The sequence below is a fragment of the Streptomyces antioxidans genome (genome assembly GCF_000968685.2).
Lineage (GTDB): Bacteria > Actinomycetota > Actinomycetes > Streptomycetales > Streptomycetaceae > Streptomyces > Streptomyces antioxidans.
This window is the reverse complement of record NZ_LAKD02000036.1, coordinates 15,472-38,634: the sequence shown is the minus strand read 5'-3', so window position 1 is coordinate 38,634 and position 23,163 is coordinate 15,472. Positions and strand designations below refer to the sequence as shown.

Below are 23,163 nucleotides of genomic sequence, written 5' to 3'. Positions count from 1 at the left end.
CCGAAAGGGGCGCGGGGAACTGCGCGACCAGCCATGACGGCGCCACGGGCGATCGACGGCAGGTCGGGGCAGTTCCAGTAGGCGGCTCCGCCCCTGCCACACGGGGTCTGGGGCGGAGCCCCAGTTGTGGGAAGGGGCGGGGAGGGGAACAGCCCGCCGCAGGCGTCACGAACCGCGCCCGGGCACACCCTAGGCGCAGCAGTCCGAGTCCAGCCCGCGCGGCAGGTGCTCGCCGCTGAAGACGGCCGTGGTCGCCTCGTCGCCGCCCAGCGCCGCCACGGCGAGCAGCAGCGACCCGGCCGTCCACGTGGTGCGCTCCTCGGGCCAGACCGCGTCGTCCTCGAAGACGTAGCCGGTCCAGTACATGCCGTCCTCGGCGCGCAGCGTCGGCTGGATCCACCGGAGGATGTCCACCGCGCGGTCGGACTCCCCCATCACCCAGAGCGCGAGCGCCAGTTCGCAGCTCTCGCCGCCGGTGACCCAGGGGTTGGGGGAGACGCAGCGCACCCCGAGCCCGGGGACCACGAAGCGGTCCCAGCCCTCCTCGATGCGCTCCTTCGCGGCGGCGCCGGTGACCGCGCCGCCGAGTACCGGGTAGTACCAGTCCATCGAGTAGCGGTGCTTGTCCAGGAACCGCTCGGGGTGGTGGCGTACGGCGTGGCCGAGCAGCCCGGCCGACAGCTCCCAGTCGGGCTGCGGCTCCTCGCGGTGTTCCGCGATGGCCAGGGCGCAGCGCAGCGCCTGGTAGACGGAGGAGGAGCCGGTCAGCAGGGCGTCGGGGTCCACGGTGCCGTCGGCGCGGTGCCGCCAGCCGATCTGGCCGCCGCTCTGCTGCAGCCCGAGCACGAACTCGACGGCGGCGAAGACGGTGGGCCAGATCTGGTCGAGGAAGGCGTCGTCGCCCGTGGAGAGGTAGTGGTGCCAGGCGCCGACCGCCACATAGGCGCAGAAGTTGGACTCCCGGCCGCGGTCGGTGGGTTCGGTGGCGGCCACGCCGTCCGGGGTGTCGGGGTAGGCCGCGTACCAGGAGCCGTCGGGGTTCTGGTGCCGGGCCAGCCAGCGGTAGGCGGCCGTGGCCCGCTCGTGCTCGCCCGCCGCGTCCAGCGCCATCGCGGACTCGATGTGGTCCCAGGGGTCGAGGTGGTGGCCGCGGAACCACGGGATGGCGCCGTCCGCGCGCTGGACGGCGGCGATGCCCCCGACCGTGCTCAGCACCTGCTCGGGGCTGAGCACCCCGGGCAACGCGAGCCGTTCGGTGCGGGGGCCGGGGCGCGGGCCGAGCGCCGTCACGCCCGCTCCTCGCGCGGGGCGCGGGGCTTGGTCGCGTACGCCACGAAGCTCTTGCCGATGACGGGGTTGAGTGCGCGTTCGGCGAGCCGCGTGGCCAGCGGCTTCTTCATGATGTCCCACACCAGCAGCTGGTGGTACGCGCGCACCGGCAGCGCCCTGTCGTTGTCCACGCCGAAGGCGCACTTGAGCCACCAGTAGGGGCTGTGCAGCGCATGGGCGTGGTGGGTGCCGTACGGCCGCAGCCCGGCCCCGCGCATCTTCTCCAGCAGCTCATCGGCGCGGTAGATGCGGATGTGGCCGCCCTCGACCTCGTGGTAGGCGTCCGAGAGCGCCCAGCAGACCTTCTCCGGGCCGTAGCGGGGCACGGTGACGGCGATCCGGCCGCCGGGCCTGAGCACCCGCACCATCTCGGCGAGCACGCCCTTGTCGTCGGGTATGTGCTCCATCACCTCGGAGATGATGACCACGTCGAAGCTGTCGTCGGGGAAGGGCAGGGCGAGGGCGTCGCCCTCCATGGCGGTGGCCGTGGCGCCCGCCGGGGCCTCACCGGCCTCCTTCATGGCGGCGAACCACTTGGCCACCTCGCGTATCTCCTCGCCGTTGCGGTCGAGCGCCACGACCTGGGCGCCGCGCCGGTAGCACTCGAAGGCGTGCCGTCCGGCGCCACAGCCGAGGTCGAGGACGCGGTCGCCGGGGGCGAGTGGGAAGCGGGAGAAATCGACGGTCAGCACGGGGGTCTGCTTTCGTCCGGCGGATTCGTGAGGCGGGAGGGTTCGGGGCGGGCGGGGACAAGGGGCGGGAGAAGCGGGGGCGGTGGCTCAGCGGTGGGCGGCCGTCCGGGCGGAGGCGCCGATCACCTGGCGGTACCGCTCGACGGTGCCGCGGGCGGCCTGCTCCCAGGTGAAGCGCCGCAGCACCCGTTCGCGACCGGCCGCGCCCAGCCGCCGTCTGAGGTCGGCGTCGCCCAGCAGCCGGTTCAGGGCCGCGGCGAGCGCGTCGGCGTCGCCGGGCGGTACGGCCAGACAGGTCTCGCCGTCGACCCCGGCGACCTCGGGGATCGCGCCGCCGGTGGTGGCGACCAGCGGGGTGCCGGTGGCCATGGCCTCGGCGGCGGGCAGCGAGAACCCCTCGTACAGCGAGGGCACACAGGCGATCTGGGCGCCGCGCACCAGGTCCACCAGTTCGGCGTCGCTGATGCCCTTGACGAACTCGACGGCGTCCTCGAGCCCGTGGCGCGCCATGGTGGCGGCCACCGGCCCCTCCTGCGGGCGCGTGCCGACGACGACCAGATGCGCCCCGGGGTTCTCGGTGCGGACCTTGGCAAGGGCCTCGATCAGATGCACCAGGCCCTTGAGCGGCACGTCCGCGCTGGAGGTGGTGACGATCCGGCCGGGGGTCTCCGGGACGGCGGGGTCGGGCGAGAACAGCGCGGTGTCCGCGCCGATGGGCACCACATGGATCCGGTCCGGCCGCACCCCCAGGTCCTCCACGATCTCCCGGCGGGAGGAGCCGGAGACGGTGAGCACCGAGGGCAGCCGCCGGGCCACCCGCTTCTGCATCCGGGTGAAGCCGTACCAGCGGCGCACGGAGAACCGGCGCTTCCAGCCTTCGGCGGCGTCCAGCTCCAGCTGGCGGTCGACGGTGATCGGGTGGTGGATGGTGGTCACCAGCGGGAAGCCGAGCTTCTCCAGTCCCAGCAGTCCGTAGCCCAGGGTCTGGTTGTCGTGGACGACGTCGAACTGGCCGGGGCGCGCGGCGAGATGGCGGCGGGCGCGCAGGCTGAAGGTGAGCGGTTCGGGGAAGCCGCCGGTCCACATGGTGGAGACCTCCAGGGCGTCGATCCAGTCCCGGTACTCCTCCCGCCGGGGGGTGCGGAACGGGTCGGGCTGGCGGTAGAGGTCCAGGCTGGGCAGTTCGGTGAGGGTGACGCCCTCCTCGGCGTCGAGCACCGGATACGGCTGGGCGCCGATGACCTCGACGGTGTGGCCGAGCCGGGCGAGTTCGCGGGAGAGGTGGCGTACGTAGACGCCCTGGCCCCCGCAGAATGGATTCCCCTTGTAGCTGAGCAGCGCGATGCGCAGCGGCCGTTCCTCGGTGGCGGTGGGGGGTGCTGCTCGAAGCGGGTCGACCCCGGTCTCCTGCGCGGCCTCTGCGGTCACTCGCGCCCCCTCCTCGGTGCAGTTCAGCGGGAGCGTATCCGCTTCCGTTTATCTAGAACAAGTTTCACTAACGCATCCCCTGAGGAGTCACGAAGATACCCGCCCCGGGCGTCCTCTCCAGGGCCGGGGCGGGTGATCCCTACCACTCGGTAGCCGGGGCGTTCGGGAGAAGTTGACGACGGGGGTCCGCACCGGGGGCGCCCTCGCCGGCGCGACGGCGGGCGCCGCTCGGCAGCAACCTGCCTCAACTGCGCGGACCCGGGTGCTTCGGGACGGACTCGCGCTAGCCTAGAACGAGTTCCAGTGACTCGCAGGCCCGGGACGGTCCCGTCATCATGCACGATGTCCGCTTGTCGCCGACCCGCAGACGCAACACATTCGAAGTGGGACAAATGACCGCAGAAGTCAAGCCGGCCGCCCTGCAGCTGACCGAGCGGCAGGAGGCGCGCCGCCGGCGCATCCTGCACTCCAGCGCCCGGCTGGCCAGCCGGGGCGGCTTTGACGCGGTCCAGATGCGCGAGGTCGCGGAGAACTCCGGGGTGGCGCTCGGCACCCTCTACCGCTACTTCCCCTCCAAGGTCCATCTGCTGGTCGCCACGATGCAGGATCAGCTCCAGCACATGCACGAGACGCTGCGCAAGAGGCCGCCGACCGAGGAGGAACCGGCCGCCCGGGTCGCCCAGACGCTGATGCGCGCCTTCCGTGCGCTGCAGCGCGAACCCCATCTGGCCGATGCGATGGTCCGCGCGCTCACCTTCGCCGACCGGTCGGTCAGCCCGGAGGTGGACACGGTCTCCCGGCTCACCACCGCGATCATCCTCGATGCGATGGGCCTGGCCGAGGCCCCGACGGCCGAGCAGCTTTCCGCGGTCCGCGTCATCGAGCACACCTGGCACTCGGCGCTGATCACCTGGCTCTCCGGGCGCGCCTCGATCGCCCAGGTGAAGATCGACATCGAGACAGTCTGCCGTCTGATCGACCTCACCGCCCCCGCTCCGGGCCGATAGCCGGACGGACGGGCATCAGGCCGGACGGACGGCACATCAGGGGCGCGTGCGCCAATTCCTGCGCCCCTGCGAGCTTCTGGAAGGGGATTATGCGCCCTCACGCCCCCCATTGGCTCAATTTCCGCGTTCACGCCCTGCCCAATACCGGTATTCATGAACGGCGCGCGACAGAGCGACAACGGCGCGCGACGAGAGCAGGCATCGTGGGGGGTGGAGAAGTTCGTGATCCGGTTACTTCTGGTACACGAGTCAGGGTTGCTGCGATCGGCCCTGGCATCCGTGATAGGGGCCGAACCAGACATCGAGGCGGCGGCGTGCTCCTGGCGCGACGCGCGTAGCAGAGCCCGTTCCTTACAGCCGCAGGTGTGCGTGGTGGACACGGACAGCCCGGCGGCCGACAAGGCGGCACAGAAGGGCGAGTGGGGGAAGTTCGTGGCATCCGCCTCTGGGGAGGGCGGGGACTGCGGACTGCTGGTGCTGGTCAACTCGGAGCGGCCGGGCCCGCTGCGCCGCGCCCATGAGGCCAGGGCGCTCGGCTACGTCGACAAGGACGCCCCGCCGCAGCGGCTGATCGAGGCCATACGGCGGGTGGCGAGGAAGGAGCGGTACGTGGACGACGCGCTCGGCTACGGCTTCCTCCAGGCGGCCAAGATCCCGCTGACCGAACGGGAGTTGGGGGTGCTGTCGCTGGCCGCGGACGGCGCCTCCATCGCGGAGATCGCCCGTACGCTGCACCTGTCCACCGGGACGATCCGCAACTACCTGGCGGCGATCACCCGGAAGACCGGGGCGCGCAACCGCGTGGACGCCATACGGATATCGCAGTGCGAGGGGTGGGTCTGAGATCGCAGTGCGAGGGCTGGGGCCGGGTCCGATGAGTGCGGCCCTGGGGCCGTAGCCGCCGACGAGCGCTTGCGACGGGGCCAACGGCGGGCTCCGGCCCCGCCGTTGGCGGCCAGGAGGGCTAATCGTCGGGGGGAAAGACCTGTTCACCGGTTTCCGACAGCCGGATGGCGATCGCCTCGACCGGGCAGCCCTCCGCCGCCGCGAGCACCGCCTCCGAGGCATCGGCCTCCGGCTCGACCGGATGCGACTGCCGCGCCGTGTCGAGCCGGAAGCCGCCGGGGGCGGTGCTCACGCACATCCCCGCGCCGATGCACACCCCGCGGTCCACCTCGATCCGCCAGCGGTCCCCCATCAGCCCGGCTCCCCGTCCCACCCCTGGGGCAGGTGGATCATCTTGTGCTCCAGGTACGCGGAGAACCCCTCCGGGCCGAACTCCCTGCCCAGACCGGAGTTCTTGTAGCCGCCGAACGGCCCGAGCATGTCGAGGCTGAAGGTGTTGACCGAGTAGGTGCCGGTGCGGACGCGCCGTGCGAAGTCGATGCCGTGCCCGGTGTCCGCCGTCCAGACGGAGCCGGACAGCCCGTAGTCGGAGTCATTGGCGATCCTGGCCGCCTCCTCCTCGTCCCCGTACGGCAGCAGACAGATGACCGGGCCGAAGATCTCCTCACGGGCGATCCGCATCCCGTTGCCGACGTCGCCGAAGAGCGTGGGCTCCACGTACCAGCCGGTCTGCTGGGCCTCCGGACGGCCGCCGCCGGTCAGTACCTTGGCGCCCTCCCGCTGGCCCAGCGCGATGTAGTCCAGCGACCGCCGCTGCTGCCGCCGCGCCACCAGCGGCCCCACCTGGGTGGCCGGATCCAGCGGATCGCCGACGACCAGGGCGGAGGCGGCTGCCGCGAACCGTTCGGCGATCTCGTCGTAGCGGGCGCGCGGCGCGAGGATCCGGGTCTGGGCCACACACGCCTGTCCGTTGTTCATCCAGGCGTTGGGCACGATCCCGGCGACGGCCGCCTCCAGGTCCGCGTCCGGCAGGATCACCGCGGCCGACTTGCCGCCCAGCTCCAGGGTGACCCGGGTCAGCTGGCGCGAGGCCACCTCCATCACCCGCTTGCCCGCCGCGACCGAGCCGGTGAACGACACCTTGTCCACGCCCGGGTGGCCGACCAGGTACTCGCTGACCTCGCGGTCGGCCGGAAGGATCGACAGCACCCCCTCGGGCAGCCCCGCCTCCGCCGCGATCTCCGCCAGGACGTAGGAGTCCAGCGGCGTCTCGGGCGAGGGCTTGAGGATCACCGAGCACCCCGCGAGCAGCGCGGGCGCCAGCTTCGCGGCGGCCACGAACTGCGGTACGTTCCACGGCACCACGGCCGCGACCACCCCGACCGGCTCCCGCCGCACCAGCAGCGGCCCGAGCGCCCCGGCCCGCCGCTCCTCGTAGACGAAGTCGCGGGCCACGGTGATCGCCGCGTCCCACACCATCATCGCGCCGAGCGCCTGGGCGAGGACGCTCCAGGAGTACGGGGAGCCGTTCTGCGCGCTGATGACCCGGGCGATCTCCTCGTGGCGCACGGCGATGGCGTCCTTGATCCGGGTGACCACCGCGATCCGCTCGTCCAGACTCGTCCTGGCCCAGGGGCCGTCGTCGAACGCCGTACGCGCCGCCGCGACGGCCCGGTCCACATCGGCGCGGGAGGCGTGCGGCACCCGGCCGATGACCCGCTCGGTGTGCGGCGAGACGACCTCGATGGTGTCCTCGCCCGCCGGATCGGCCAGCGCGCCGCCGATGAAGAGCTGCCCGTGCTCGATGAGGTCGTCCATCGCTGATGCCTTCCGGCCGATGACACAGGGGGTCTGCCAATATCTGACGCAGCATCAGAACTGATACCAGTTCTAGCTATAGTGGGCAATGCTTGTGTCGAGGAGAGGGGACGCCGATGGCGCAGGTGACGCGCGGGGCCCAGGAGGCGCGGGGGGCGCAGGTGGCGCGGGTGACCGACCACGGCGGCGGAGTGTGGAGCGTCCCGGTCCCGATCCCCGACAACCCGCTCGGGCACACCCTGGTCCACCTCCTCGACACCGACCGCGGCCCGGTCCTGATCGACACCGGCTGGGACGACCCCACGGCCTGGGACGCCCTCACCTCGGGGCTCGCCGCGTGCGGCGCCTCCGTCGCCGATGTCCACGGCGTCCTCATCACCCATCACCACCCCGACCACCACGGACTGTCCGGCCAGGTGCGGGAAGCGTCCGGGGCGTGGATCGCCATGCACTCCGCCGACGCCCAGGTCGTCCGGCGCGCCCGGGAGGCCGAGCCCTCCCACTGGCTGGACTATCTGGAGGAGAAGCTCACCGCGGCCGGGGCGCCCGAGGAGCATCTGGCCCCGCTGCGCGCCCCCCGCACCTCCGGCCGCACGGGCCTCCCCGGGCGGCGGCCCGCCCTCCCCGACCGCGAGATCGTCCCCGGTGAACTCCTCGGACTGCCGGGCCGCCGACTGCGCGCCATCTGGACCCCCGGCCACACCCCCGGCCATGTCTGCCTCCATCTGGAAGAGGCCCATCCGGCCGCCGGGGAGGGGCTGTCCGGCCATGGCCGACTGTTCTCCGGGGACCATCTGCTGCCCGGGATCACCCCCCACATCGGGCTCTACGAGGACCCCGACGACGCGACCGTCACCGATCCGCTCGGCGACTACCTCGACTCCCTCGAACGCGTCGCCGCCCTCGCCCCGGCCGAGGTGCTGCCCGCCCACCAGTACGCCTTCACCGACGCCCCGGCACGGGTGCGGGCGCTGCTGGACCACCACGAGGAGCGGCTGGCCGGGCTGCTGGCGCTGCTCTCCACCCCGCTCACCCCGTGGCGGCTGGCCGAGGCCATGGAGTGGAACCGCCCGTGGGAGCAGATCCCCTTCGGCTCCCGCAACATCGCGGTCTCGGAGGCGGAGGCGCATCTGCGCCGACTGGTGAAGCTGGGCCGGGCGGAAGCGGTGCCGGGCAGCGATCCCGTGCTGTACCAAGCGATTTGATCGACGCATGGGGTGCCGGTCCGGGGGACCGGAAGCTAGCCTTGCCCGGCCTGGCGCGCCCACCCGCGCCCGCCCCCACGCGCCGCACACACTCCCACACCCCCCGCCGCCCGTGACCAGCCGCATCAGCAGGAGCATGCGTGACGAGCCCCACCCGCGATTCCGCGTCCACACCAGATCCGACGACCGGGCCGACACCTCCCCCGGGCTGTCCCGCGCACTCCGGGCAGGCCCCGGCCGGGCAGGGGCTCGAGCCGCTGTACGGCCCCGAGTTCGCCGCCGACCCGGCCGCCGCCTACGCCCGTCTGCGGCAGTACGGGCGGATCGCCCCCGTGGAGCTGGCGCCCGGCGTTCCCGCCTCGCTCGTCACCAGCTACCAGACCGCGCTGGACATCCTGCGCAGCCCCGAGACGTTCTCCAAGGACGCGCGCCACTGGCAGGCACTCACCGACGGCGCCATCCCCATGGACAACCCCGTGGCGCCGATGATGATGTACCGGCCGAACGCGCTGTGCAGCGACGGCGAGCAGCACCACCGGCTGCGCTCGGCGACAAACGACACGTTCGACCGCCTGGACCTCCACGCACTGCGCCGCTACGTGGAGCGGAGCGCCGACTTCCTGATCGACCTCTTCGGCCCCAGGGGCGAGGCCGATCTGCTCGAGGAGTACTGCGCCCGGCTCCCCCTGCTCGTCTTCAACCAGCTCTTCGGCTGCCCGCCCGAGCTGAGCGACACGCTGGTCCGGGCGCTCTCGGCGCTCTCGGCGCACTTCGACGTCACCGAGGACTCCGAGCAGGCCAACGCGGTCCTCACGGAGTCCCTTTCCCGGCTCATCGCCCTCAAGCGGGAGAATCCGGGTCCGGACATGACGTCCTGGCTGATCGCCCACCCCGCCGGGCTCACCGACGAGGAGCTGATCAACCAGCTCAGCCTCCTCATCGGCGCGGGCACCCAGCCCCAGCAGAACCTGATCTGCAACGGGCTGTTGCTGCTGCTGTCCGACGAACGGTTCCGGGGCGATCTCGCGGGCGGCACGATGCTGATCGAGGACGCGCTCAACGAGGTCCTGTGGAAGGACCCGCCGCTCCCCAACTTCTGCTTCCACTACCCGCGCCGTGACGTCACGGTCGACGGCCACCGGCTGTCCATGGGCGACCCCGTCGTCATCAGCCTGGCGGCCGCCAACAACGACCCGTACCTGCTGTCGAACCGGCGCGGCAACCGAGCCCATCTGGCGTGGGGCGCGGGCCCGCACACCTGCCCCGCGAAGGACCCGGCCCAGCTGATCGCCTCCGTCGCCGTCGAGAAGCTGCTCGACCGCCTGCCCGATCTCGAACTCGCCGTCCCCGCCGAGCGGTTGCGGTGGCGGCCCGGCCCCTTCCAGCGGGCCGTGGCCGCGCTGCCGGTGCGCTTTCCGCGGACGGCCGCCAAGTCCGATGAGGCACTGGCCGAGATGGCGACGGCAGCGACCACGGCCATCTCGGGCGCCGTGGGCAGGACGCCCACGACGGTCCGGGCGGCTACCCCGGCGCCCTCGCCGGACATCGCGCCCGCCACGGCGGAGCCACAGCCGGAGCCCGCGCCCGAGTCCGACTCCGGCCCCGAGCACGAGGCCCGGCGCCGCTGGTGGCAGTCCCTGGCCCAGTGGTGGCGCCGCGACTAGCGGACGGCCGGGTGCGGGGCCGTCAGGCGCGGCGTTATCGGATTGCCGAGCGGTGCCCGGCCGCGTAGCGTCGCGGCGCATGACCGCGACGCTGCGCACCGCGCGCCTGCTGCTCGAGCCGTACCGGCCCGACGACGAGGACGCCTTCGTGGCGCTGTTCCAGGACCGGCGGGTGTGCAGCTGGCTGGGGGACGGAAGGCTCGCCCCGGAGGCCCAGGACCGGGCGCTGTTCGGGCGGATCTTCACCCAGGTCTACGCCCGGCGGCTGTTCGACGTCTGGGCCGTCCGCGAGGACGGCCGGTACGTTGGCCACGCCGAGATCAAGCCGACCGAGCTGGTGGGCGGCCACGAGATCGTCTACGCGCTGGCGCCGGAGGCGTGGGGGCGCGGTCTGGGGAGGGAACTGGCCGAGGCGGTCGTCGGCCACGGCTTCGGCGCGCTCGGGCTGAGCGAGGTGCACGCCACGGTCATGGTGGCCAACGAGGCGTCGCTGGCCCTGCTCACCCGGCTCGGCTTCGCGCACCGCCGTGATATCGAGGAGGACGACGGCACGACGACGCGCTGGCTCAGCCTTGTGCGGGCAGACCGCGCCCCGGGGTGCGAGCGGTGGGCGGCTGAGGGTGGCTGGGGGCGTCCGATAAGTCGGCGGATAAGCTGGTCGTGAACTTCATACGCGTCCGTTCGGGGGAAGCCGGTGCGATTCCGGCGCTGACCCGCAACCGTGAGCGCGCCCTGCGGGGCGTACGAGCCGGGATACCCGGGCGGGCGCGATGACGCAGGCTCCCGCCGCCGGGTGACCGGTGGCGGCACCGTCGAGGTATGCGGAGCTGAGCCGGGTGCCAGGTGTGCCGCGGGGCGTTCGTTCCGCGTGTGGCGCGGCTGGACGGCCGTGCGCGGCTGCGTGCGCCCGTCCACCGACCGAGAGGCACCACAGCCATGAACATTCGCCGCAGCGTGGCGGCTCTTTCCCTCTGCGCCGCCCTGGGCGCGGCCGCCGCGCCCGCCGCCGTGGCCGACGACGGCGCGGCCGGGCGTGCCAAGGGGCTCTACGGCGTCAAGGACCCGAAGTTCGACGGGGTGTGGCGGCAGTCGCTGGCGCTGCTCGCCCAGGACGCGGTGGGCGTCACCCCGGCGAAGTCGGCCGTCGGCTGGCTGGCCGGGCAGAGCTGCGAGGACGGCGGCTTCGCGGCGTACCGCGCGGACACCTCCGAGGATTGCGATCCGCACAAGGGCGAGTTCACGGACGCGACGGCGGCGGCGGTCCAGGCGCTGGCCGCGGTGGGCGGGCGCTCCGGCACCGTGGAAAAGGGCGTCAGCTGGCTCAAGCGCCACCAGAACGAGGACGGCGGCTGGGGCATGAACCCGGGCGGCCCGAGCGACGCCAACTCCACCGCGGCGGCCATCGGCGCCTTCGCCGCCGTCGGCCAGGACCCGGCGAAGGTGAGGTCGGCCGTGGGCAAGGGCGGTAAGTCCCCGTACGACGCGCTGCTCGGGCTGCAGCTGGGCTGCTCGGCGAAGGCGGCGGAGCGCGGGGCGTTCGCGTATACGGCGGCCAAGGGCAAGGGCAAGGGCGAGCCCGCCGCCAATGAGCTGGCCACCGCGAGCGCCGCGCTGGCCGCGCAGGGCAAGGGGTTCGTCTTCGAGACCGTCGGCAAGGACAGCGGCACCGCGCCGAAGCCGCTGCGCTGCGCGGACGGGAAGGGGGGAGCAGGGTCGCCCGGGGACGCCGCCGAGGCCGCCCTGGCCCATCTCTCCCGCGTCATGTCCGGCACCGACCAGCACCTGAAGTCCGCGCTGCCGGGCGCCAAGGACCAGCCCGACTTCGGCGGCACGGCCGACGCGGTGCTGGCCCTCGCCGCGGGGAAGCACACCGCGGCCGCGGACAAGCCCCTGAAGTGGCTGCGGAGCGAGGAAAGCTCCACGGCGGCCTGGGCCAAGGGCGACCCGGGCGCCCTCGCCAAACTGGTCCTCGCGGCCCACGCGGCCGGGGCCGACCCCCGCGACTTCGGCGGCGCCGACCTCGTACGGCAGTTGAACGCCACCGGCCCCAAGCCCGAGGCGGCGGCCCCGGGCGCGGAGTCGGACAGCGACGGTAAGAGCGAGGGGAAGAAGGACGACGACGGCGGCGGCGGGGTCGGCGGCGTCTGGTGGACGGTCGGCGTCTGCGCGGTCGCGGGCATGGGCATCGGGTTTCTCCTGAGCGGCAGGAAGAGGCGACAGCTTTGAGCCCACGCTTCCACGCGGCCCGGCTGCTGCTGCCCGTCGCCGCCCTGTTCGCGATGGTCAGCGCGGTGCTCGGCACGGTGCTCGGCGCGGCGCCCGCGCAGGCCGCGGACGGGTATCGCTACTGGTCGTTCTGGCAGCGGGGCGAGGACGGCGGCAGCTGGAGCTACGCCACGCAGGGGCCCTCCTCGGCGCGCCCCGGTGACGGCGACATGGTCGGTTTCCGCTTCGCGGTCAGCGAGGACTCGGGCGACGCCACCCGGCCGCGCGGCATGGCCGATTTCGCCGCCGTCTGTGCCGACACCCCGGCCACGGACGGCACCAAACGGGTCGCGGTGGTCATCGACTTCGGTACGGCCACCGACGCGCCCGACCGCCGGACGCCGCCCACGCCGCGCAACGAGTGCGCACGGGTCCGCGAGGACGCGACCGCCGGGGACGCGCTCGCCTCCGTCGCGAAGCCGCTGCGCTACAACTCCGCCGCGCTGCTGTGCGCCATCTCCGGCTATCCGGAGGCGGGCTGCGGGGACAAGGTGAACGCCTCCGTGGGCGCCCACGCCGCCCCGAAGGGTGACGGCGGCACGGCGGACGGCGGCGGTTCGGGCCCCTCGGCCGGGCTGATCGGCGGGCTCGCCGCCGTCGTACTGCTCGGTGCCGCGGCGGTCTGGCAGGCGCGCCGCCGTCGCGCATGAACGCACGGGAGGAGACGGTCATGCCACCGCGCACCGGCATGGAGGCCACCGCCCGGCGCCACGGCGGCGCGGGCCTCCGCGGGGCGGGCCTCCGCACCCTGCCCACCGGTAGTGCCCCGCGCGGCGGAGGCGCCCTGCACGCCGGGGCCTGGTGGCTGTGGGCGCTCGGGCTGGCCACGGCCGCGTCCCGGACCACCAACCCGCTGCTGCTCGGGCTGCTGATCGCGGTCGCGGGCTATGTGGTGGCCGTGCGCCGCACGGACGCGCCGTGGGCCCGCTCGTACACCGCGTTCCTCAAGCTGGGTCTCGTCGTGCTGGCGATCCGGCTGTTCTTCGCCGTGTTCTTCGGCTCGCCGGTCCCCGGGACGCGGGTGCTCTTCACGCTCCCCGAAGTCCCGCTGCCCCACTGGGCGCAGGGGGTGCGGGTCGGCGGCCGGGTGTCGGCCGAGGGGCTGGTGTTCGCGCTGTACGACGGGCTGCGGCTGGCCACCCTGCTGATCTGCGTCGGCGCCGCGAACGCCCTCGCCAGCCCGGCGCGGCTGCTCAAGTCGCTGCCCGGCGCGCTCTACGAGGCCGGGGTCGCGGTCGTGGTGGCGATGACCTTCGCCCCCCATCTGGTGGCGGACGTCGCTCGGCTGCGCTCCGCCCGCAGGCTGCGCGGCCGCCCCGACCGCGGGGTGAAGGCGCTGCTGCAGGTCGGACTGCCGGTGCTGGAGGGCGCGCTGGACCGCTCGGTGGCCCTGGCGGCGGCGATGGACGCGCGCGGCTACGGCCGCACCGCCCGGGTCCCGCCCGCCGTCGCCCGTACCACCGCCGCGCTGACGCTGGGCGGGCTGCTCGGCGTCTGCTGCGGTACGTACGGCCTGCTCGCGGCCGAAGGCGCGGGCTACGGCCTGCCCCTGCTGCTCGCCGGACTCGCCGCCGCGCTCGGCGGTCTGTGGCTGGGCGGCCGCCGCTCGGTGCGCAGCCGCTACCGCCCGGACCGCTGGGGCGTACGGGCGTGGCTGGTGGCCGGGTCGGGTGCGGCGGTCGCGGCACTGATGATCCGCGCCGCCTCCTACGCCCCCGGGGCCCTCCAGCCATCGGTCGTCCCGCTCACCGCCCCGACCCTGCCGCTGTGGCCCGCGGCGGCCACACTCCTGGGCCTCCTCCCAGCCCTCGCCGCCCCGGCCCCGGGACCGGCCCCGGAACCGGCCACATCCCGCCCTCCGCTCCCGGCGAACGCCACCCCCGGCCCGCGCGCCGACGACGAACACCACCACCCCACCGCACAACCCCCGCCCCGCGTCCGCAGCGAAAGCGACGCGCGGGCCGGGGCGGGGCCCGAGGAGGCCGCTCAGTGATCCGCTTCGAGCAGGTGTCGGTCCACTACGACGGCGCGGCGCGCCCCGCGCTGGCGGGGGTGGAGCTGACCGTCCCCGAGGGCGAGCTGTGTCTGCTCGTGGGCCCGTCCGGGGTCGGCAAGTCGACGCTCCTGGGCACGGTCTCCGGCCTCGTACCGCACTTCACCGGTGGCACCCTGCGCGGCCGCGTCACCGTCGCGGGCCGGGACACCCGTACCCACAAGCCGCGCGAACTCGCCGACGTCGTCGGCACCGTGGGCCAGGATCCGCTCGCCCACTTCGTCACCGACACGGTCGAGGACGAGTTGGCGTACGGCATGGAATCGCTCGGCACCGCCCCGGACACCATGCGCCGCCGGGTCGAGGAGACCCTGGACCTGCTGGGCCTCGCCGACTTGCGGGACCGCCCCATCGCCACGCTCTCCGGCGGGCAGCGGCAGCGCGTGGCGATCGGCTCGGTGCTCACCACCCACCCCCGCGTCCTGGTCCTGGACGAGCCGACCTCCGCGCTCGACCCGGCCGCGGCCGAGGAGGTGCTGGCGGTGCTGCAGCGGCTGGTGCACGACCTGGGCACCACGGTGCTGCTGGCCGAACACCGCCTCGAGCGCGTGGTCCAGTACGCGGACCAGATGATCCTGCTCCCCTCCCCCGGCGCCGCCCCGCTGACCGGCGCACCGGCCGAACTGCTGCCGGTGTCGCCCGTCCAGCCGCCCGTGGTGGCGCTGGGCGGCCTCGCGGGGTGGCCGCCGCCGGTGCCGCTGTCCGTACGGGACGCGCGGCGCAGGGCGGGCCCGCTGCGGGAGCGGCTGGCGCCGCTCGCCCCGCGTCCGGTGGCCGATCCGCCTCCGGGCGGCCCGGTGGGCGAGGTGGCGCGGCTGTCCGTGCGTCACGGCCGGGTGGAGGCGCTGCGCGGGGTGGACCTGACGGTGCGGCCGGGCGAGACGGTGGCGCTGATGGGGCGCAACGGCGCGGGCAAGTCCACGCTGCTGGCCAGCCTGGTCGGGCTGTACGAACCGGCCTCGGGCTCGGTGCGGGTCGGCCCGGACCGGGTCGTACCGCACCGCACCCGCCCCGCCCAACTGCTGCGCCGGGTGGGCCTCGTCCCCCAGGAGCCGCGCGACCTGCTCTACGCGGACACGGTCGCCGCCGAGTGCGCGGCGGCCGACCAGGACGCGGGCGCGGCGCCCGGCAGCTGCCGTGAGCTGGTCGGCCGACTGCTGCCCGAGGTGGCGGACACCGCTCATCCGCGCGATCTGTCGGAGGGGCAGCGGCTGGCGCTCGCCCTGGCCGTGATCCTCACCGCCCGCCCGCCCCTGCTGCTGCTCGACGAGCCGACGCGCGGGCTCGACTACGCGGCGAAGGCCCGCCTGGTGGAGGTGGTGCGCGGGCTGGCCGCGGACGGCCACGCGACCGTACTGGCCACCCACGACGTGGAGCTCGCGGCCGAACTCGCCCACCGCGTCGTCATCCTGGCCGAGGGCGAGGTGGTCGCGGACGGCCCCACGGCGGAGGTCGTGGTCTCCTCCCCCGCCTTCGCCCCCCAGGTGTCCAAGGTGCTGGCCCCCCTTCCGTGGCTGACGGTCCCGCAGGTGCGCGAGGCGCTGGAGGCGACACCGTGAGCGAGCGGGAACACGGCATCGGCACGAAGGCCATACGCCTCGGCCCGCGCTCGGTCGTGGCGCTCGCGCTCGTCTCCGCGGTCGGTGTCGTCGCCTTCGGCTGGCCGCTGTTCGCACCGGGCGACTCCGGGATCACCACCCATGCCGCCGACGCCCCTTGGCTGTTCGCCGCGCTGCTCCCGCTGCTGCTGGCCGTGGTCGTGGCGACCATCGCGGACACCGGACTGGACGCCAAGGCCATCGCGATGCTCGGGGTGCTGGCCGCGGCGGGCGCGGCCCTGCGGCCGCTGGGCGCGGGGACGGCCGGGATCGAGCCGATGTTCTTCCTGATGGTGCTGTCGGGCCGGGTGCTTGGCCCCGGTTTCGGCTTCGTGCTCGGCGCCGTGTCGATGTTCGCGTCCGCGCTGCTCACGGGCGGGGTGGGGCCCTGGATGCCGTTCCAGATGCTGGCCATGGGCTGGGTGGCGATGGGCGCGGGGCTGCTCCCCGGCGCCGCCCGGCTGCGCGGCCGGGCGGAGTCGCTGCTGCTGGCCGGGTACGGGGCGGTGGCGTCCGTGGCGTACGGGACCGCCATGAACCTCCAGGGCTGGACCCTGATGCAGGGCATGGCCTCGGGGATCTCCTACGTCCCCGGCGACCCCCTCGGCGATAACCTCGCCCGCTTCGTGGCGTACTGCCTGGCCACCTCGCTGGGCTGGGACCTGCCGCGGGCCGTGGTCACGATGGTCCTCACCCTCACCCTCGGCACCGCCATCCTCAAGGCCCTCCGGCGGGCAACCCGCCGCGCGGCCTTCGAGGCCCCGGCCACCTTCGAGGGCCCGGCCGCCTTCGAGGACCCGGTCCCCTCCGACACCTCCGCGTCCTCCTAGCCAAAGTCCCGCTGGCCCGCGTGGCGGCAGATCAGGCGGAAGATCTCATCGTCCGGACGCCGGAGACGCCGGGTCCCTACAGCCGTTGGATGATCGTGCCCGTGGCCAGCGCCCCGCCCGCGCACATCGTGATGAGCGCGAACTCCTTGTCCGCGCGCTCCAGTTCGTGCAGGGCCGTCGTGATCAGGCGGGCTCCCGTGGCGCCCACCGGGTGTCCGAGGGCGATCGCGCCGCCGTTCACGTTGACCTTCTCCAGGTCCTGCTCGAAGACCCGCGCCCAGGAGAGCACCACCGAGGCGAACGCCTCGTTGATCTCGACCAGGTCGATGTTCTTCAGGGTCATCCCGGCCTTGCCCAGGACCGCCTTCGTGGCGTCGATCGGACCGTCCAGGTGGAAGTGGGGATCGGCGCCGACCAGGGCCTGGGCCACGATACGGGCGCGGGGGCGGAGTTTGAGGGCGCGGGCCATGCGCTTGGAGGCCCACAGGACCGCACACGCGCCGTCGGAGATCTGGGAGGAGTTGCCCGCGGTGTGCACGGCGGTGGGCATGATGGGCTTGAGTCCGGCCAGCGCCTCCGCGCTGGTGTCGCGCAGCCCCTCGTCCCGGTCGACGGCGCGCCACATGCCCTCGCCCGCCGACTGCTCCTCCTCGGTCGTGGGCACCTGCACCGCGAAGGTCTCGCGCTTGAACCGCTCCTCCGCCCAGGCCCGGGCCGCCCGCTCCTGGGAGAGCAGCCCGAGGGCGTCCACATCCTCGCGGGTCAGGCCGCGGTTGCGGGCGATGCGTTCGGCGGCCTGGAACTGGTTGGGCAGATCCACGTTCCACTCCTCGGGGAACGGTTTGCCCGGGCCGTGTTTGGAGCCGCTGCCCAGCGGCACCCGCGACATGGCCTCGACGCCGCAGCCGATGCCGATGTCGATGACACCGGTGGCGACCATGTTGGCCACCATGTGGTTGGCTTGCTGCGAGGAGCCGCACTGACAGTCCACCGTCGTCGCCGCGGTCTCGTACGGCAGCCCCATCATCAGCCAGGCGGTGCGCGCGGGGTTCATCGACTGCTCCCCGGCGTGGGTGACGGTGCCGCCGACGACCTGCTCGACGCAGTCGGGCTGGATGCCGGTGCGGGCGAGGAGTTCGCGGTAGGTCTCGCCGAGCAGATAGGCGGGGTGGAGATTGGCGAGCGCGCCTCCGCGCTTGCCGATCGGCGTGCGGACGGCTTCGACGATGACGGGTTCGGCGGCCATGGCTGTCTCGTCCTCTCATCGCAGCCGCGGGGCTCCCGGCAGCACCCACGGCAGAACTAGTACGCGTTCTAGTTCTTCAGGCTCAGTCTGCTGAGGCCCGACCCGGCGGCGCAAGGGTTGTGCAGGGGTTGAGCGGACCACAAGGGGCATTGAGCCCCGAAACATTGGCCGCGTTTTCTCTTGCCACTTGTAGAACCCGTTACTACCTTGCGGACACTTCTGATAGGCCGTCAGATATCTGGAGTGGCCGATGTCCTCCTGTCCAGCGCTCCCCGAAGGCTTTGAGCCCCCCGAAGGCCCTGACCTCCCCGAGGGCTTTGATCTCACCGACCCCGACCTCCATCAGCATCGGGTGCCACTCCCGGAGCTCGCCCGGCTGCGGCAGACCGCGCCGGTGTGCTGGATCCCCCAGCCCCACGGCGTGGCCGGATTCGACGACGACGGCTACTGGGCCGTCACCCGTCACGCCGATGTCAAGGAGGTCTCCACCCGGCCGGAGGTCTTCTCCTCCCACGCCAACACCGCGATCATCCGCTTCAACGAGCACATCCAGCGCGAGCAGATCGACGTCCAGAAGCTGATCATGCTCAACATGGACCCGCCCGAACACACCCGGGTGCGTCAGATCGTCCAGCGCGGCTTCACCCCGCGCGCCATCCGCGCCCTCGAAGACGCCCTGCGCGACCGCGCCGTCCGCATCGTGGCCGGGGCCAGGGAGAGCGGCAGCGGGGACTTCGTCACCGATGTGGCCTGCGAACTGCCGCTGCAGGCGATCGCCGAGCTGATCGGCGTCCCCCAGCGGGACCGGTCCAAGATCTTCGACTGGTCCAACAAGATGGTCGCGTACGACGATCCGGAGCTGGCCATCACCGAGGAGATCGGCGCCGAGTCGGCCATGGAGCTGATCTCGTACGCCATGAACCTCGCCGCCGACCGCAAGGCGTGCCCGGCCGAGGACATCGTCAGCCGGCTGGTGGCCGCCGAGGACGAGGGCAATCTGGGCTCGGACGAGTTCGGCTTCTTCGTGCTGCTGCTCGCCGTCGCCGGGAACGAGACCACCCGCAACGCCATCAGCCACGGGATGCACGCCTTCCTCACCCACCCCGACCAGTGGGAGCTGTTCAAGGCCGAGCGCACCGCCACCGCCGCCGACGAGATCGTGCGCTGGGCCACCCCCGTGATGTCCTTCCAGCGCACCACCACCCAGGACACCGAGCTCGGCGGACAGCGCATCGGGGCGGGCGCGCGGGTCGGCGTCTTCTACTCCTCCGCCAACAACGACCCCGAGGTCTTCGACCGCCCCGAGGTCTTCGACATCACCCGCGACCCCAACCCCCACCTCGGCTTCGGCGGCGGCGGACCGCACTTCTGCCTCGGCAAGAGCCTGGCGGAGCTGGAGATCCGGCTGATCTTCGACGCCATCGCGGACACCCTCCCGGACATCCGGCTCGCGGGTGAGCCCCGGCGGCTGCGTTCGGCCTGGCTGAACGGGATCAAGGAGCTGAGGGTGACCTACACGTAAGCTGTTCGTGCCGCGACAGGAGTCCCACAACCCACCGGGCGGGGGCACACTGACCGCCATGAGCGAGATGTACGGCCCGCACCGCGCGGCGGGCGACCGTCGAAGACTCTTCGACTTCATAGCCCTCACCGCCCGCCTCCGTGAGATCGAACGCGCCAACAACGCCACCCCGGAGCGCAAGGAGAGCGTCGCGGAGCACTCCTGGCACCTGGCGATGGTGAGCTGGATCCTGCACGCCGAGTTCGAGCGCGAGGCCGGGCAGCGGCTCGACCTCACCAAGATGCTCAAGCTGTGCCTGATGCACGACCTCGTGGAGATGGACGCGGTGGAGCGGGGCGCCGCGGGCGGTGAACCGCCGCGCTTCGCCGCGCTCCCCGCGCCGCTCGGGGGCGAACTGCTGGCGCTGTGGCGGGAGTACGAGGAGGGCCGTACCCCCGAGGCGTGCCTGGTGCGCGGGGTGGACCGGCTCAACCCCACCCTGATGCGCTGTCTGACCGGCCAGGGCTGGGGCGACATGGCCACCGACAGCCACGCCCCCGTGGACGCCGAGGCGCTGGACGCGCTGCACCTGCCGCGGGTGGCCGTGAGCGAGACCCTGCGCACGCTGTACGAGGAGGTCAGGGACGCCTCGGTGGAGGGCGGGCTACTGCCACCGTAAAGCCGGTAAGGCCCGTACAGCCGGTAGGGCCCGTAAGGCCCGCCCGCCCTCCGGAGCAGTCCCCGACGGCGCGACGGCGCTACTTGAACGGCACGTTCACACACGCCACCCGGTCGCCCGCCTGCCCGGCCTTGCCCGAGGTGGTGCCCGTCGCATGCTTGTGGATCACCACGGAACGGGCCTCGTCGGGCCGGAAGTTCCACTTCACCCAGGACTTGGCCCAGCCCTTGCCGCTGCCCCTGGTGGTGACGTCCAGCCACACCTCATTGCGCGGGTTGGCGTACTTGGGGTTGGTCGAGGGCTGCCTGGGGTCCTGCTTGTTCTGGTAGTGCGGACCCGATGAGTCGGGCTTGGTGCCGCACGGCTTCGTGTGGACGTGGATCCCGAAGTGGTGGTTGGCCGCGAGGCCACGCACGCTGATGAACACGAACGTGCCCTTGTGCATCCGGTGCTGGCCGTGGCCCTCGCCACCTTCGCGGTTCTTCATGCCCTTGCCGCCCACCCGCGCCTCCGCGATGAACACCGACGCGGACGTCGGCACCAGCGACCTGTCGTACGTCACCGCACCGGCGCTCTTCGCCTGCGACGCGGGCTGGAACCTGTCGTGGACGAAGACGAAGGGGTGGGGCGGCGGTGCGGCGACCGCGGGCGTGGCGATGGTCATGGAGGCGCCCATCGCGACCGCCGCGGTTACTGCCTTCACCAGGGACATCGTTGATCCCTCCTCGGTCGGGGTCCCCGCTCCCCGTCTCGATTCCCGGATCCCCCCGTCTCACGCGCTCGTCCGGCTTTCCGCCCCCTTCTCACCACGCTAGACCCGCTGGTCATGCCGCTCAACGCGAGCCCCAGCCCCCTTTTCGGGGGACTCGTCCGCCCCCGGCCGGTCCTCCTGCGGGGGCCCGCCCGCACCGAGGAACACGTACTGCAGCGCGAACCCGGCCGTGACGATGGCCGCGCCGCCGACCGCGTCCAGCACATAGTGGTTCGCGGTGCCCACGATGACCGCCGTGGTCAGCAGCGGATACAGGATGCCGAGCACCTTCGCCCAGAGGTAAGGCGCCACGATCGCGATGACCACCCCGCACCACAGCGACCACCCCACGTGCAGCGACGGCATGGCCGCGTACTGGTTGGACAGCTTGGTGAGCACGCCGAAGTCCGGGTTGCTCAGGTCCTGCGGGCCGTGCGCGGTGTCCACGTAGCCGAGCCCCATCAACCGCGGCGGGGCCAGCGGGTAGAGCCAGAAGCCGATCAGGGCGAGCAGCGTGGCGAAGGCCAGCGGGGTGCGGGCCCAGCGGTACGTCGCGGGGCGGCGCAGATACAGCCAGGCCAGCAGGGACAGCGGAATCAGGAAGTGGAAGGTGGAGTAGTACCAGTTCATGAAGTCCCTGAGCCATCCGGTGTCGGCCACGATGGCGTTGAACCAGTGCTCGATGTCGATCCTCAGCCAGCCCTCGAGGGTGAGCACCTGGTGTCCGTGGCCCTCGGCCAGCGCGCGCTCGTCCGGGGCGTGGGCGCGGATCCAGGAGTAGCCGAAGTAGCCGATGCGGATCAGCACCAGCTCGAGCATCAGGTTCGGGCGGGACAGCGGGCGCTTGAGGACGGGCAGCAGCGGCACCCAGGCGAAGCGGCTGGTGGCCGGTTCGGCGACCGGCGTCGGCTCGGGGTCGTCCCACCGCGGCGAGGTGCGGGAGAGGAACGGCACCGCACAGGCGGCGGCGAGCGCCGCGAGCAGCGGCGCGTTGTAGCCAACATGGCCGAGGATCTCGATGTCGGGCAGCAGCGCGGTGCGGTTGAGCGACATCGCCAGTACGACCAGCACCGGCCACACCAGCCGGTCGGAGCCGCGCCGCCCCACCCGCCCGGCCACGGCCAGCAGGATCCACAGCTGCTGGTGCTGCCAGGAGGTGGGCGAGACCGCGAGCGCCACACAGCCGGTGATGGCGGCGGCGAGCAGCGGCTGTCCGTCCCGCGCGTAGCGCACCGCGCGGTGCAGCCCGATCACCGCGACCGCGACCGCGAGGACGGCCAGCAGCGCGAGCTCCAACGGGCCCTCGAGGCCGATGCGCAGCAGCAGCCCGTGCAGCGACTGGTTGGCCAGGCTGTCGGCGGGGCCGCCGAGCCCGAAGCCGCCGATGTGGTGCACCCAGTACGACCACGAGTCGTGCGGCATGGCCGCCCAGGCGAGCGCGGTGCACCCGGCGAACGCGACGCCCGCGAGCGCCGCGGCCCGGCGCCGTCCGATCAGCAACAGCACGACGGCGAACAACAGCAGCGCGGGCTGGAGCGCCGCGGCCACCCCGATGAGCACCCCGGCCTGCCGCCCGGAGGTCCTGGGCAGCACGGTGAGGACGACCAGCAGCACCGGGATGATGCTGGTCTGGCCGAGGGTGAAGGTGTTGCGCACCGGAAGCGACAGCACCAGCAGGCTGATGGCCAGCGGTGCGGCGATCAGCGAGGTGCGGCGGGAGACCGGTCCCGGCAGCGACCGGGCCACGACCAGCCCGAGGACCACGACCAGCAGCAGGGTGCCGAAGGTCCAGGCGACCCCGAGGCTCTGCTCTGCGGCCCGGGTCAGCGGTTTGAGGACGAGCCCGGAGAACGGGGTGCCGGTGAAGGAGTCCCGGTCGTACAGCGAACCGCTGACGTGCAGCACCCCGTGGTCGCCGATCCAGGTCTCCAGATCGGTCAGCCGCTCCTCGGGCGGCAGCCGCAGCACCGCCGCCGCCTGACGGACCGCCAGCACGCCCGCCAGGAGCCAGAGGGCCGCGAGCCCCATTCTGGTCCGTGGCGTCCGCGCCCCCGCGGGTCCGGGGGCCGGCCCCGTGTCCGGGCTTCTCCCCAGTCCGCTCCGCTCCACGTTCGCCACGCCGTGCCGCTCCCCCACTCGCCCTCTTCATCTGTCCCGGATGTTGGAGACCCTACTGAGCTCACTCATCAGACGCCGAACATCCCCTCTTCACCTGACCGTCGTCCGGGGCTGTCCGAAAGATGTGAGTTTT

20 protein-coding genes and 1 riboswitch are annotated in these 23,163 nt (G+C 73.0%); of the genes, 12 read left to right on the top strand and 8 right to left on the bottom strand.

What is annotated here, in order from left to right:
* Nucleotides 1–189: 189 nt before the first annotated feature.
* The 3 genes from VT50_RS15595 to VT50_RS15585 form a co-directional block, all read right to left on the bottom strand.
* Entirely contained in the window at nucleotides 190–1,290 is a 1,101-nt protein-coding gene (locus VT50_RS15595) for a prenyltransferase/squalene oxidase repeat-containing protein (RefSeq protein ID WP_046089923.1), read from the bottom strand.
* A complete protein-coding gene (locus VT50_RS15590; protein ID WP_046089922.1) occupies nucleotides 1,287–2,021 on the bottom strand; it encodes a class I SAM-dependent methyltransferase in 735 nt (244 codons plus the stop codon). The genes VT50_RS15595 and VT50_RS15590 overlap by 4 nt, the downstream gene beginning before the upstream one ends.
* Nucleotides 2,022–2,108: 87 nt before the next feature.
* Complete coding sequence (locus VT50_RS15585; protein WP_046089921.1) at nucleotides 2,109–3,449, bottom strand: glycosyltransferase family 4 protein; 1,341 nt, start codon at nucleotides 3,447–3,449, stop codon at nucleotides 2,109–2,111.
* Between the two features lie 392 nt (nucleotides 3,450–3,841).
* On the opposite strand from VT50_RS15585, the gene VT50_RS15580 reads away from it, so the two are divergent.
* Nucleotides 3,842–4,456: a TetR family transcriptional regulator gene (locus VT50_RS15580; RefSeq protein WP_046089920.1), complete on the top strand. Its 615-nt coding sequence runs from the start codon at nucleotides 3,842–3,844 to the stop codon at nucleotides 4,454–4,456.
* A gap of 222 nt (nucleotides 4,457–4,678) precedes the next feature.
* Complete coding sequence (locus VT50_RS15575; protein WP_206269416.1) at nucleotides 4,679–5,299, top strand: response regulator transcription factor; 621 nt, start codon at nucleotides 4,679–4,681, stop codon at nucleotides 5,297–5,299.
* Nucleotides 5,300–5,420: 121 nt separating this feature from the next.
* Here VT50_RS15575 and VT50_RS15570 read toward each other — a convergent pair whose 3' ends face one another.
* Together VT50_RS15570 and VT50_RS15565 are read right to left on the bottom strand one after the other, a co-directional pair.
* A complete protein-coding gene (locus VT50_RS15570; protein WP_046089919.1) occupies nucleotides 5,421–5,654 on the bottom strand; it encodes a ferredoxin in 234 nt (77 codons plus the stop codon).
* A complete protein-coding gene (locus tag VT50_RS15565; RefSeq protein WP_046089918.1) occupies nucleotides 5,654–7,120 on the bottom strand; it encodes an aldehyde dehydrogenase in 1,467 nt (488 codons plus the stop codon). The genes VT50_RS15570 and VT50_RS15565 overlap by 1 nt, the downstream gene beginning before the upstream one ends.
* Nucleotides 7,121–7,236: 116 nt before the next feature.
* Between VT50_RS15565 and VT50_RS15560 the strand changes: the two genes are divergently transcribed.
* From VT50_RS15560 to VT50_RS15525, 8 genes are all read left to right on the top strand, one after another.
* Nucleotides 7,237–8,325, top strand: a complete 1,089-nt coding sequence (locus tag VT50_RS15560; RefSeq protein WP_046089917.1) for an MBL fold metallo-hydrolase — start codon at nucleotides 7,237–7,239, stop codon at nucleotides 8,323–8,325.
* Nucleotides 8,326–8,465: 140 nt separating this feature from the next.
* Entirely contained in the window at nucleotides 8,466–9,989 is a 1,524-nt protein-coding gene (locus VT50_RS15555; protein WP_053048810.1) for a cytochrome P450, read from the top strand.
* Between the two features lie 79 nt (nucleotides 9,990–10,068).
* Nucleotides 10,069–10,653, top strand: a complete 585-nt coding sequence (locus tag VT50_RS15550) for a GNAT family N-acetyltransferase (RefSeq protein ID WP_046089916.1) — start codon at nucleotides 10,069–10,071, stop codon at nucleotides 10,651–10,653.
* Nucleotides 10,654–10,673: 20 nt separating this feature from the next.
* A riboswitch (cobalamin riboswitch) is annotated at nucleotides 10,674–10,748 on the top strand.
* Nucleotides 10,749–10,925: 177 nt separating this feature from the next.
* Nucleotides 10,926–12,215, top strand: coding sequence for a prenyltransferase/squalene oxidase repeat-containing protein (locus tag VT50_RS15545; RefSeq protein ID WP_046089915.1), 1,290 nt, complete (start codon nucleotides 10,926–10,928; stop codon nucleotides 12,213–12,215).
* 53 nt (nucleotides 12,216–12,268) lie between these two features.
* Nucleotides 12,269–12,904 (top strand): SCO2322 family protein, encoded by a 636-nt coding sequence (locus tag VT50_RS15540; protein WP_046089931.1) that lies wholly within the window; start codon nucleotides 12,269–12,271, stop codon nucleotides 12,902–12,904.
* Nucleotides 12,905–12,924: 20 nt separating this feature from the next.
* Nucleotides 12,925–14,247: an energy-coupling factor transporter transmembrane component T gene (locus VT50_RS15535; RefSeq protein WP_240529181.1), complete on the top strand. Its 1,323-nt coding sequence runs from the start codon at nucleotides 12,925–12,927 to the stop codon at nucleotides 14,245–14,247.
* Nucleotides 14,244–15,866, top strand: coding sequence for an ABC transporter ATP-binding protein (locus VT50_RS15530; RefSeq protein WP_046089914.1), 1,623 nt, complete (start codon nucleotides 14,244–14,246; stop codon nucleotides 15,864–15,866). The genes VT50_RS15535 and VT50_RS15530 overlap by 4 nt, the downstream gene beginning before the upstream one ends.
* A complete protein-coding gene (locus VT50_RS15525) occupies nucleotides 15,863–16,735 on the top strand; it encodes an ECF transporter S component (RefSeq protein ID WP_078840969.1) in 873 nt (290 codons plus the stop codon). Before VT50_RS15530 ends, VT50_RS15525 begins: the two co-directional genes overlap by 4 nt.
* A 76-nt stretch (nucleotides 16,736–16,811) precedes the next feature.
* On the opposite strand, the gene VT50_RS15520 is transcribed toward VT50_RS15525, so the two are convergent.
* On the bottom strand, nucleotides 16,812–17,981 hold the full coding sequence (locus VT50_RS15520; RefSeq protein WP_046089913.1) for a steroid 3-ketoacyl-CoA thiolase: 1,170 nt from the start codon (nucleotides 17,979–17,981) through the stop codon (nucleotides 16,812–16,814).
* A gap of 250 nt (nucleotides 17,982–18,231) precedes the next feature.
* Between VT50_RS15520 and VT50_RS15515 the strand changes: the two genes are divergently transcribed.
* Together VT50_RS15515 and VT50_RS15510 are read left to right on the top strand one after the other, a co-directional pair.
* A complete protein-coding gene (locus tag VT50_RS15515; RefSeq protein WP_046089912.1) occupies nucleotides 18,232–19,503 on the top strand; it encodes a cytochrome P450 in 1,272 nt (423 codons plus the stop codon).
* 58 nt (nucleotides 19,504–19,561) lie between these two features.
* Nucleotides 19,562–20,161, top strand: a complete 600-nt coding sequence (locus tag VT50_RS15510; protein WP_046089928.1) for an HD domain-containing protein — start codon at nucleotides 19,562–19,564, stop codon at nucleotides 20,159–20,161.
* A gap of 79 nt (nucleotides 20,162–20,240) precedes the next feature.
* Here VT50_RS15510 and VT50_RS15505 read toward each other — a convergent pair whose 3' ends face one another.
* Both VT50_RS15505 and VT50_RS15500 read right to left on the bottom strand, forming a co-directional pair.
* On the bottom strand, nucleotides 20,241–20,873 hold the full coding sequence (locus VT50_RS15505) for a superoxide dismutase family protein (protein ID WP_046089911.1): 633 nt from the start codon (nucleotides 20,871–20,873) through the stop codon (nucleotides 20,241–20,243).
* Nucleotides 20,874–20,972: 99 nt separating this feature from the next.
* Nucleotides 20,973–22,940, bottom strand: coding sequence for a bifunctional glycosyltransferase 87/phosphatase PAP2 family protein (locus VT50_RS15500; protein WP_046089910.1), 1,968 nt, complete (start codon nucleotides 22,938–22,940; stop codon nucleotides 20,973–20,975).
* Nucleotides 22,941–23,163 lie beyond the last annotated feature (223 nt).

Coding starts and splice junctions, on each gene's coding strand:
- VT50_RS15580 (WP_046089920.1), top strand. CDS start 3,842: ATGACCGCAGAAGTCAAGCCGGCCGCCCTGCAGCTGACCGAGCGGCAG.
- VT50_RS15570 (WP_046089919.1), bottom strand. CDS start 5,654: ATGGGGGACCGCTGGCGGATCGAGGTGGACCGCGGGGTGTGCATCGGC.
- VT50_RS15565 (WP_046089918.1), bottom strand. CDS start 7,120: ATGGACGACCTCATCGAGCACGGGCAGCTCTTCATCGGCGGCGCGCTG.
- VT50_RS15560 (WP_046089917.1), top strand. CDS start 7,237: ATGGCGCAGGTGACGCGCGGGGCCCAGGAGGCGCGGGGGGCGCAGGTG.
- VT50_RS15550 (WP_046089916.1), top strand. CDS start 10,069: ATGACCGCGACGCTGCGCACCGCGCGCCTGCTGCTCGAGCCGTACCGG.
- VT50_RS15545 (WP_046089915.1), top strand. CDS start 10,926: ATGAACATTCGCCGCAGCGTGGCGGCTCTTTCCCTCTGCGCCGCCCTG.
- VT50_RS15540 (WP_046089931.1), top strand. CDS start 12,269: ATGGTCAGCGCGGTGCTCGGCACGGTGCTCGGCGCGGCGCCCGCGCAG.
- VT50_RS15535 (WP_240529181.1), top strand. CDS start 12,925: ATGCCACCGCGCACCGGCATGGAGGCCACCGCCCGGCGCCACGGCGGC.
- VT50_RS15520 (WP_046089913.1), bottom strand. CDS start 17,981: ATGGCCGCCGAACCCGTCATCGTCGAAGCCGTCCGCACGCCGATCGGC.
- VT50_RS15515 (WP_046089912.1), top strand. CDS start 18,232: ATGTCCTCCTGTCCAGCGCTCCCCGAAGGCTTTGAGCCCCCCGAAGGC.
- VT50_RS15510 (WP_046089928.1), top strand. CDS start 19,562: ATGAGCGAGATGTACGGCCCGCACCGCGCGGCGGGCGACCGTCGAAGA.
- VT50_RS15505 (WP_046089911.1), bottom strand. CDS start 20,873: ATGTCCCTGGTGAAGGCAGTAACCGCGGCGGTCGCGATGGGCGCCTCC.
- VT50_RS15500 (WP_046089910.1), bottom strand. CDS start 22,940: ATGGGGCTCGCGGCCCTCTGGCTCCTGGCGGGCGTGCTGGCGGTCCGT.